The sequence below is a fragment of the Moraxella equi genome, from assembly GCF_002027555.1.
GTDB lineage: Bacteria > Pseudomonadota > Gammaproteobacteria > Pseudomonadales > Moraxellaceae > Moraxella > Moraxella equi.
The window spans coordinates 1-9,161 of sequence record NZ_MXAP01000002.1; the positions used below are offsets into that span (position 1 = coordinate 1).

At 46.4% G+C, this 9,161-nt stretch carries 11 protein-coding genes; 8 read left to right on the forward strand and 3 right to left on the reverse strand.

Going from position 1 to position 9,161, the window contains the following annotated elements:
• Positions 1–19: 19 nt before the first annotated feature.
• Positions 20–367 (reverse strand): outer membrane protein assembly factor BamE, encoded by a 348-nt coding sequence (locus tag B5J93_RS00065; protein ID WP_112742774.1) that lies wholly within the window; start codon positions 365–367, stop codon positions 20–22.
• Positions 368–453: 86 nt separating this feature from the next.
• Between B5J93_RS00065 and B5J93_RS00070 the strand changes: the two genes are divergently transcribed.
• The 8 genes from B5J93_RS00070 (at position 454) to nqrF (ending at position 8,258) form a co-directional block, all read left to right on the forward strand.
• Positions 454–1,416, forward strand: a complete 963-nt coding sequence (locus B5J93_RS00070) for a DUF3025 domain-containing protein (RefSeq protein WP_228144819.1) — start codon at positions 454–456, stop codon at positions 1,414–1,416.
• 79 nt (positions 1,417–1,495) lie between these two features.
• A complete protein-coding gene (locus tag B5J93_RS00075) occupies positions 1,496–1,942 on the forward strand; it encodes a CopD family protein (protein ID WP_079323847.1) in 447 nt (148 codons plus the stop codon).
• A 410-nt stretch (positions 1,943–2,352) separates the two neighbouring features.
• Positions 2,353–3,693 carry a Na(+)-translocating NADH-quinone reductase subunit A gene (locus B5J93_RS00080; RefSeq protein WP_079323848.1) on the forward strand — a complete coding sequence of 447 codons (1,341 nt, stop codon included), beginning with the start codon at positions 2,353–2,355 and terminating at the stop codon, positions 3,691–3,693.
• Between the two features lie 12 nt (positions 3,694–3,705).
• Positions 3,706–4,956, forward strand: coding sequence for an NADH:ubiquinone reductase (Na(+)-transporting) subunit B (locus B5J93_RS00085; protein WP_079323849.1), 1,251 nt, complete (start codon positions 3,706–3,708; stop codon positions 4,954–4,956).
• Positions 4,940–5,746, forward strand: coding sequence for a Na(+)-translocating NADH-quinone reductase subunit C (locus B5J93_RS00090; protein WP_079323850.1), 807 nt, complete (start codon positions 4,940–4,942; stop codon positions 5,744–5,746). The genes B5J93_RS00085 and B5J93_RS00090 overlap by 17 nt, the downstream gene beginning before the upstream one ends.
• Positions 5,747–5,748: 2 nt before the next feature.
• Complete coding sequence (locus tag B5J93_RS00095; RefSeq protein WP_079323851.1) at positions 5,749–6,408, forward strand: NADH:ubiquinone reductase (Na(+)-transporting) subunit D; 660 nt, start codon at positions 5,749–5,751, stop codon at positions 6,406–6,408.
• The gene (gene nqrE / locus B5J93_RS00100; protein WP_029103013.1) at positions 6,408–7,016 is read left to right on the forward strand and encodes an NADH:ubiquinone reductase (Na(+)-transporting) subunit E; all 609 of its coding nucleotides are present in this window, start codon (positions 6,408–6,410) and stop codon (positions 7,014–7,016) included. Before B5J93_RS00095 ends, nqrE begins: the two co-directional genes overlap by 1 nt.
• Positions 7,017–7,025: 9 nt before the next feature.
• Complete coding sequence (gene nqrF / locus B5J93_RS00105) at positions 7,026–8,258, forward strand: NADH:ubiquinone reductase (Na(+)-transporting) subunit F (protein ID WP_079323852.1); 1,233 nt, start codon at positions 7,026–7,028, stop codon at positions 8,256–8,258.
• A gap of 135 nt (positions 8,259–8,393) precedes the next feature.
• Here nqrF and B5J93_RS13390 read toward each other — a convergent pair whose 3' ends face one another.
• Positions 8,394–8,537, reverse strand: a complete 144-nt coding sequence (locus B5J93_RS13390; RefSeq protein WP_158080653.1) for a hypothetical protein — start codon at positions 8,535–8,537, stop codon at positions 8,394–8,396.
• Positions 8,538–8,549: 12 nt separating this feature from the next.
• Positions 8,550–9,161 (reverse strand): hypothetical protein (locus B5J93_RS00110; RefSeq protein WP_211278835.1); only part of this gene is annotated, 612 nt, incomplete at its 5' end.

Here is a 9,161-nt window from a genome sequence, read left to right on the forward strand (position 1 = left end):
TTAAGTTGAGAGTGGGGTATTACTGATTTCTTCTTGGCAGTGATTCACGCCCTGCGATACGCACTACACGCCCATTTTCAAAAAAGATAGACAGGTACTGACTGGCGTTTTTGATGTCTTTTTTGCCCGCTCGCTTGCCGTCTGTGCCTGCGGTGTAGTCATACAGATAGTCAAAGCGGTTCGGGTTTAGCGTGTCTTTCATGGCAGGGCTACCAAGCAAATAGGTCACTTGGTCGGCGGTCATGCCTACTTGCACCTGCGATGCCTGAGCGGACGTGATGGGCGTGCCTTGGGGCAAATCAATGGTGTACACACGAAACACCGAACAGCCTGACAATGCCAATGTGCCGACCAGTGCCAACGCCATGAATTTAGGGGCAAATGTTTGCGATAGGGTCATCATATACTCTCATCTTTATAAATAATCGCCATATTAAACGCAAGTGCGAAAATATGCAAGTTTTTTATAACGCCCTACCCCCAAAAACCGACTACCCAAAGCTCATAAAATATGCTATGCTCACGATGATTCTACCGCCTGTTAATATCATCATGTCCGATTTTTCACACGACTTTTTGCACGACTTTGCCACCATTGACCCGTCCGCCCCTTGGCTTACCCCGTATTTGCCCATTCATCAGGCATTTGCCGACCACCCTGCCCTGCCACTGTTTGAGTGGTTAAATGGCTATTTTGCCAACAATCATATTGCCCTAAAAAATTACCAAAACCGCCCACTTACCTTTACCCACCAAAACGACCTAGAACACGGCACAGCGTACGAAACCCACATCGGGCAACACCGCAAAATCCCAACCCGTGATAATCTGCACGACTGGTTTGGGGCGTGCGTGTGGTCGGTTTTTCCCCATACCAAATCGCTACTTAATGCCAAACATCTCGCCCACATGGGCGACAACCACACCGCCAACGGACGTAACCGTGTGCGAGATACCATTACCGTATTTGATGAAAATGGGGCGATACTTGTTGTCGCCGATGATGAGATTGGCACTACCATTGGGCAAGCCTTGGTGGGTTTTGATTGGCAAACGTGCTTGGTGGATAACCGTGAATATTGGGCAGATTATCATCATGACAACAACAAAAAAGCCAAAATCTTTATATTCGGTCATGCGTTATTGGAGCAACTCATCAGCCCCTTTAAATCCTTATGTAGCCATACCGTGATTATCAAAGTTCATTCATCATTTTTTGCCAAATCACTCAACGAGCAATTAGCCATGTTGGACAATCAATTATCAGAACATTTAAATAACTTTTTATTAAAAGATGATGTTACCCCACGCCAATTAAATCCCTTGCCGATATTGGGCGTGCCGTATTTTTGGGATAATGCCGACCCTACCTTTTATGATGACCCTTTTGTATTTAGAGCAGGGCGGAGAAAATAGTTTTTAAAATAAATTTGAAATAAAACCACTCAAAAAACCCAATCATTTATCACACTCATATAACCAAGTTGGAAAAACCATGTATAAAATTGCCTTGATTGTACATTTATTTGGAGCCAGCATTTGGGTGGGTGGGCATTTATACCTGCTTATCCGCCTAATGCCCAATTTTATCCGCCAAAATGACGTGGCAGGATTTTTAGCCTTTGAAAAAAGCTATGAACCCTTGGGCATGACCGCCCTTGCCGTGCAAGTGGTAACAGGCTTTTATATGCTAATAACCTTACTACCCCCAGCACTTTGGGGGCAAAACATGGGCATGCTGACCGCCCTTGTGCATGGTAAATTAACATGGCTCATCTTGACGATACTCACCGCCTTGCACGCCCGTTTTCGGGTAGTTAAAAAGCTAGAAAATGGCACGCATACCGCCAATACATTAAAAGTCATGGGATTTCACGTGCTACTTATCTGCGTGTGGAGCGTGGCATTTGTCATCAATGGGGCATTTTTCCGTTTTGGGTGATATTTTTATAAACAATTATCATTTGTAAAATCACGCCCCATCTTGTCTCATATCTTTTTGACATAATCATGACAATCAACCATTTACCCTTAATATTTCTCAAAAATTTCTGTAAATTTATCAAAGTTTAGCGTATAATAGATAGAATCTTCATGCCTAATTTGGGCAAGAGAACGATTGTTAGGACGTGTTAAACGTGATGAGTTACGGTCATGGACAGCGATTTGTCAAGTCTTATTCATCTAAATTTTAATTAACACACCCTAAACGTTCATCAAAACAGGTAGCCAGTCGCCACTGTAACTACAAGCATTAACGTGTTGTTAAGGAGTTTAAGGTCAGCGTTAAAGCTCTCGTGTATACCAACAGGAGTCTGGTATGGTCATTTCACTCAGATTGAGTATCCGCTTATGATTACCATAAAAAAGGGGTTGGACTTGCCTATCACAGGCGAGCCAACCAAAAAAATTAGCGAACACACACCTACTCATGTCGCCCTTATCGGTTATGATTATATCGGTATGCGTCCGACCATGCACGTCAAGGAAGGCGATATAGTCGCCAAAGGACAGGTGGTGTTTGAAGACAAAAAGCGTCTGGGGGTCAAATACACCGCCCCCGTCTCAGGTAAGGTCATCGCCATCAACCGTGGCGAGCGACGTGTGTTTGAAAGCCTCGTCATTGAAGTTGCCCAAGGCGATGAGATTGGCTTTAAAGCCCACGCCAAAGACAGCCTTGCCAAGCTGTCTCGTGAAGAAGTGGTCGCCCAGCTCAATGACGCTGGTGAATGGACAGCGTTTCGCACCCGTCCTTTTAGCCGTACCCCTGAACTTGACAGCACGCCGTCAGCGATTTTTGTTACCGCAACCGACACCAACCCCCTAAGTGCCGACCCTGCTGATATTATCAATGCCAATATTGATGATTTTAACAGTGGTCTTGCCGTCATCTCTGTCCTATCGCCAAAAACGCTTGTTTGTCATGGCAAAACCGCCCCAACCAAAGCCACCAATGTTGCAGGCAGTGTTGAATATCACGGTTTTGACGGCGTTCATCCTGCTGGCAACGCAGGCACGCACATTCACTTTTTGCACCCACTAGCTCGTGGCGTAACCGTGTGGACAATCGGTTATCAAGACGTGATTGCCATTGGTAAGCTCTTTACCACAGGTAAGATTCACACCGAACGCACCATTAGCCTAGCTGGCACGGTCGTCAAAAACCCACGCCTTATCAAAACCACTCGTGGGACGGATTTGAACGCCTTAACCCATGGCGAGCTAAATGGCGATGACAACCGTATCATCTCAGGGTCGGTGCTGTCAGGTCGTAAGGCAAGCGGCGCGGTGGCGTATCTTGGACGTTTTCACAATCAAGTCTCAGCACTTGCCGAAGGTCGTGAACGCCCTGCATTTCACTACCTAACACTTGGGGCGAACCGTTTTTCAACGCTACCGATTTATATTTCTCAATTTTTTAAAGGCAAAAAATACGCCTTTACCACCACAACCAACGGCTCACCCCGTGCCATGGTGCCAATCGGTTCATTTGAAACCGTCATGCCCCAAGACTACCTACCCACTCAGCTACTTCGCTCGCTCATCGTTGGCGATATTGTAGAAGCGGTGGAGCTTGGTGCGTTGGAGCTTGACGAAGAAGATTTGGCACTTTGCACCTTTGTATCGCCTGGTAAATATGAGTTTGGCGATATTTTGCGTGATAACCTAACTCGTATTGAAGCAGAAGGTTAAGGAAGGCAAACGATGAAATTTTTACACAATTTATTTGACCGTACCAAGCCGTCCTTTACTAAGGGTGGTAAATACGAAAAATACTATGCCGTCTGGGAAGCATTTGACACCTTTTTGCGTCAGCCAAGCTCCCAAACGTACAGTGCCTCTCACGTCCGTGACGGTATTGACCTAAAACGCATGATGATTACCGTGTGGCTATGTACTTTCCCTGTTATGTTTTGGGGAATGTACAATGTCGGCTTTCAAGCCTTGACTGCCATTAGCCATTTTGGTATCACGCCAACAGGCTGGCGTACCATTGTTACAGGCATGGTAGGCTATGACCCGAACAACATTTTGGCGTGTATGGTCTATGGTGCCATGCAGTTTTTGCCCATTTATGCCGTAACCTTTGCAGTGGGTTTTGCGTGGGAGCTGATTTTTGCGGTGGTGCGTGGGCATGAGATTAACGAAGGCTTTTTCGTTACGTCTGTGCTGTTCGCCCTATCGCTACCGCCTGATATTCCGCTTTGGCAAGTTGCCCTAGGTATCAGCTTTGGTGTGGTCGTGGCAAAAGAAGTCTTTGGCGGTACAGGCAAGAACTGTCTTAACCCCGCCTTGGCAGGTCGTGCGTTCTTGTACTTTGCCTATCCTGCTTATATGTCGGGCGATGCGGTGTGGACTGCCGTTAAAGGCTTAAACAACGTGGACGGTTATAGCGGTGCAACCCCCCTAGGTCAAGCTGCCGCAGGTGTGCCGTCTAATGCTTTTGTGGACGCTTATGGTCAGACCATCACATGGGGTCAAGCCTTTTTGGGCAATATGCAAGGCTCCATCGGTGAAGTCTCAACCCTTGCCATTCTTATCGGTGGTGCGGTACTCATGTACACCAGAATCGCCAGCTGGCGTGTGATTGCAGGGGCGGTCATCGGTCTTGTGGTTACTGCCTTTATCTTTAATATGATTGGTAGCGACACCAACCCAATGATGAGCCTTGCCCCCCATTGGCATTTGGTCATCGGTGGCTTTATGTTTGGTGCGGTCTTTATGGCAACAGACCCAGTATCAGCCGCCCATACCAACACAGGTCGTTGGTGCTATGGCTTACTCATCGGCTTTATGACGGTTGCCATTCGTGTGGTAAACCCTGCTTTCCCAGAAGGTATCATGCTTGCCATTTTGTTTGCCAACCTATTTGCACCGCTATTTGACTACTTTGTCAAACAAGCCAACATCAAACGTCAAACAGCACGGAGACTAGCTCATGTCAGCCAAAAATAGTAACGTTACAACCCTTGTAACCGCTTTGGTGCTGTGCCTTGTCTGTTCGGTCATGGTGTCAGCCGTTGCGGTGGGTCTAAAACCCCAGCAAACTGCCAACAGCACCCTAGATTTTAACAAAAACATCCTTATCGCCGCAGGCAAATTTGACCCAAATACTGAGTCAAATGCGGTGGTGGCAGAACGCTTTAAAGAATTTGAAATTCATCTTGTCAATCTAGAAACCGGCAAATTTGCCACCGAAGAAGAAGCTGCCCAAGCAGGCATCACAGACGTGGCAAACTATGACATTGCCAAAGCGGCTCGTACCCCAAGCCTTAGTGCACCACTTGAAAATGACATCGCTGCCATTGGCGGTAAGCCAAAATTTGGTAAAGCCTATGTCGCCAAAAACGCAAGCGGTGAGATTGAGACGCTCGTTCTACCCTTTCACGGAGCGGGTCTGTGGGGTCAAATCTATGGACTGCTTACCCTTGATAAGGACTTTAACACCATTAAAGGTGTCAACTTCTACCAGCACAAAGAAACCCCCGGTTTGGGCTCTCGTATCACCGAAGAGCCTTGGCGTGCCCAATGGCATGACAAAAAAGCCCATGATGACAACGGCAACGTGCTTATGGGTGTTGCTAAGGCAGGTACTGCCAAACCTACCGAAGTTAACGGCATTAGCGGTGCTACCCTAACAGGTCGTGGCGTGCATAACATGGTTCAGTTTTGGCTAGGCAAAGACGGTTATCAGCCGTTTTTAGACAACCTAAAAGCTGGTACAGCTGGCGGTAAAGGAGCATAATCATGGCGGATACCAAAAAGATTTTAACCACGCCGATTTTTAATAACAACCCCATTGCCCTGCAAATCCTTGGTATTTGTTCAGCATTGGCGGTTACCACGAGCGTGCAAAACGCCCTTGTCATGTGTATTGCACTTACGCTCGTTACGGCATTTTCTAGCTTTTTTATCTCAATCATTCGTAACAATATCCCGTCATCGATTCGTATCATCGTACAAATGGTCGTGATTGCGTCATTGGTTATCGTGGTTGAGCAAATCCTAAAAGCGGTCGCCTATGACACCGCCAAATCGTTAGGTGCGTTCATCGGTCTTATCATCACCAACTGTATCGTTATGGGTCGTGCCGAAGCCTACGCCATGAGCAACCCACCAATCCCAAGTTTTATTGACGGTATTGGTAACGGCTTGGGCTACTCTACCGTACTGATTTTTGTGGCAAGTATCCGTGAAATCATCGGTAACGGTAGCTGGTTTGGCATTCAACTTTTAGAAAAAGCCACAGACGGCGGTTGGTATATCCCAAATGGCTTGCTATTGTTGCCACCGTCATCGTTCTTTGTCATTGCTCTGTTCATCGCCATTGTGCGTTACTGGAAACCTGAGCAACAAGAACCTGCGGAGTTTGTCATCGCACCAAATTCTAAGGGAGAAGCACACTAATGGGACACTATATCAGTTTATTCATCACGTCCGTATTCATTGAAAACATGGCTCTTGCCTTTTTCTTGGGTATGTGTACGTTCATCGCCGTCTCCAAAAAGGTCTCAACCGCCATTGGTCTGGGCGTTGCGGTCGTTGTGGTTATGGCGGTTACTGTTCCGCTAAACAACCTGCTTTACCAATTCCTACTAAAAGACGGGGCATTGGCGTGGGCAGGCATGCCAAATACCGATCTGTCTTTCTTGGGACTACTTAGCTATATCGCTCTGATTGCGGCAACCGTCCAAATCTTAGAGATGTTTTTGGACAAATTCATGCCAGCACTCTACAACGCCCTAGGCGTGTTCTTGCCACTCATCACAGTAAACTGTGCGATCATGGGTGGCGTGCTATTTATGGTAGAGCGTGATTACAACTTTGGCGAATCTATCGTCTATGGCGTGGGTTCTGGCTTTGGTTGGGCATTGGCGATTACGGCATTGGCAGGACTGCGTGAGAAGCTCAAATACTCAGACGTACCCGCCCCCCTTCGTGGTCTTGGCATTACCTTTATCACTGTCGGACTGATGTCGCTTGGCTTTATGTCATTCGGCGGTATGAGCTTATAAGGAGAAACCATGTTTGGTACAGCAATCAGTGGTGTCATCATGTTTACCGCCATCATCATGAGTTTGGTGGTGGTCATCTTGGTGGCACGCTCACGCCTTGTCAGCTCAGGCAAGGTAACAATTAACATCAACGACAATCCCGACAACAACGTAACCACCGCCGCAGGTGGCAAGCTCTTGCAAACATTGGCAGGCGAAGGCATTTTCTTGTCGTCAGCCTGTGGTGGCGGTGGTACTTGCGGTCAATGTCGTTGTAAGGTGTTGGACGGTGGCGGTTCTATCCTACCCACCGAAGAAGGTCATTTTACCCAAGGCGAGATTCGTGAGGGTATGCGTTTGGCATGTCAAGTTGCCGTCAAGCAAGACATGAAAATTGAGATTGACCCTGAATTTTTTGATGTTAAAAAATGGGAATGTGAGGTTATCTCTAATGATAACGTGGCAACCTTCATTAAAGAGCTTACCCTGAAAATCCCAGAAGGCGAGGTCGTACCTTTCCGTGCAGGTGGCTATGTACAGCTAGAAGCCCCACCGCATGAAGTGCATTACAAAGACTTTGATATTGCCAAAGAATACCACGAAGACTGGGATAACTTCAACCTATGGCGTTATACGTCCAAGGTTGATGAGCCTGTGATTCGTGCCTACTCTATGGCAAACTATCCCGAAGAAAAGGGCATCATCAAGTTTAACATTCGTATCGCAAGCCCACCGCCACGAGGCCCTGACAATATCCCACCCGGCAAAATGTCATCGTATGTATTTAGCCTAAAACCGGGTGATAAGATTACCGTATCTGGCCCTTATGGTGAGTTCTTTGCCAAAGACACCAAAGCCGAAATGGTATTCATCGGGGGCGGTGCAGGTATGGCACCGATGCGTTCGCACATTTTTGACCAGCTAAAACGCCTAAAATCTGACCGCAAAATCAGCTTTTGGTACGGTGCACGTTCTAAGCGTGAAATGTTCTATGTGGAAGATTATGACGGTTTGGCTGCCGAATTCCCTAATTTCACTTGGAATGTGGCACTCTCTGACCCACAACCTGAGGATAACTGGGAAGGCTATACAGGCTTTATTCACAACGTTCTGTATGAAAACTACCTAAAAGACCACCCTGCCCCAGAAGACTGTGAATTCTACATGTGTGGACCTCCTGTCATGAACGCCGCCGTCATCAAAATGCTCAAAGACTTGGGCGTAGAAGATGAAAATATCTTGCTTGATGACTTTGGTGGTTAATCGCCAACCTTGGCAAAAAATCCGCTCTAATGGGCGGGTTTTTACTTGGCGATTTTATCTAGGCTTGTTGATTGGTAAATAATCCCCCTATTTATAAGGCTAATAACAGCTTAGTTTTTAGATAAGGGAATTATTCTATGATGGCATACACTTAAAAATAGACTGCTGTAACAAAATACTTTGGCTGTTTGATAGCATATTAAAGACGTTATCATCATCCTTATCATCTGTCGCCATGTGTTTAGCCATCAATTCACGCATCCGTGGAGATGTATTCATCTCATCAGATAATCACTCCGACTCCCCTCCAATCACTCCCGTCCAACTTTCCCTATGATAGAGTATGGTGCTATTACGCTTGTATTGGGTAAATCCCGAATCAATAAGCTGTCGCAACTCCTCTGTGATGACATGATTATCCCGCCCAATGACATAGTCATGAATTTTGACTTTTAGTATGGGATATAGATACTTAGTATGCGCCTGATCATTTATGGATTGTTGCTGAGCCATGGATAACGGTTGGTCACTGATTGCTGCCATGGCTAGCACAAAGAATATGTAGTCAAACAGATTTATCTCCACCATTTGGTGACCACCACTCATCTCAATGATGGCTTCATAAAGCAGTGCCACTTGCTTGTCCGTATCCATGACTGCTGGTGCGACACGAGCCACTATCTTGGCAATAGTGATGTTTTGCTTGCTTTCAAGATTCGCCCGATGTCTTGATAATATATCAGGGTGAACCACTTCATCAATCCTACCCCATAATGCCTGTTTTTGCAGGGCAATGGATTCGTATTCATCCCCATCCAATGTTTCCGCACTCACCAGTAGAGGAAATAACAACACCGCCAAAGCAGTCAAAAAACATATTTTCATGATATACCAACCGAACTT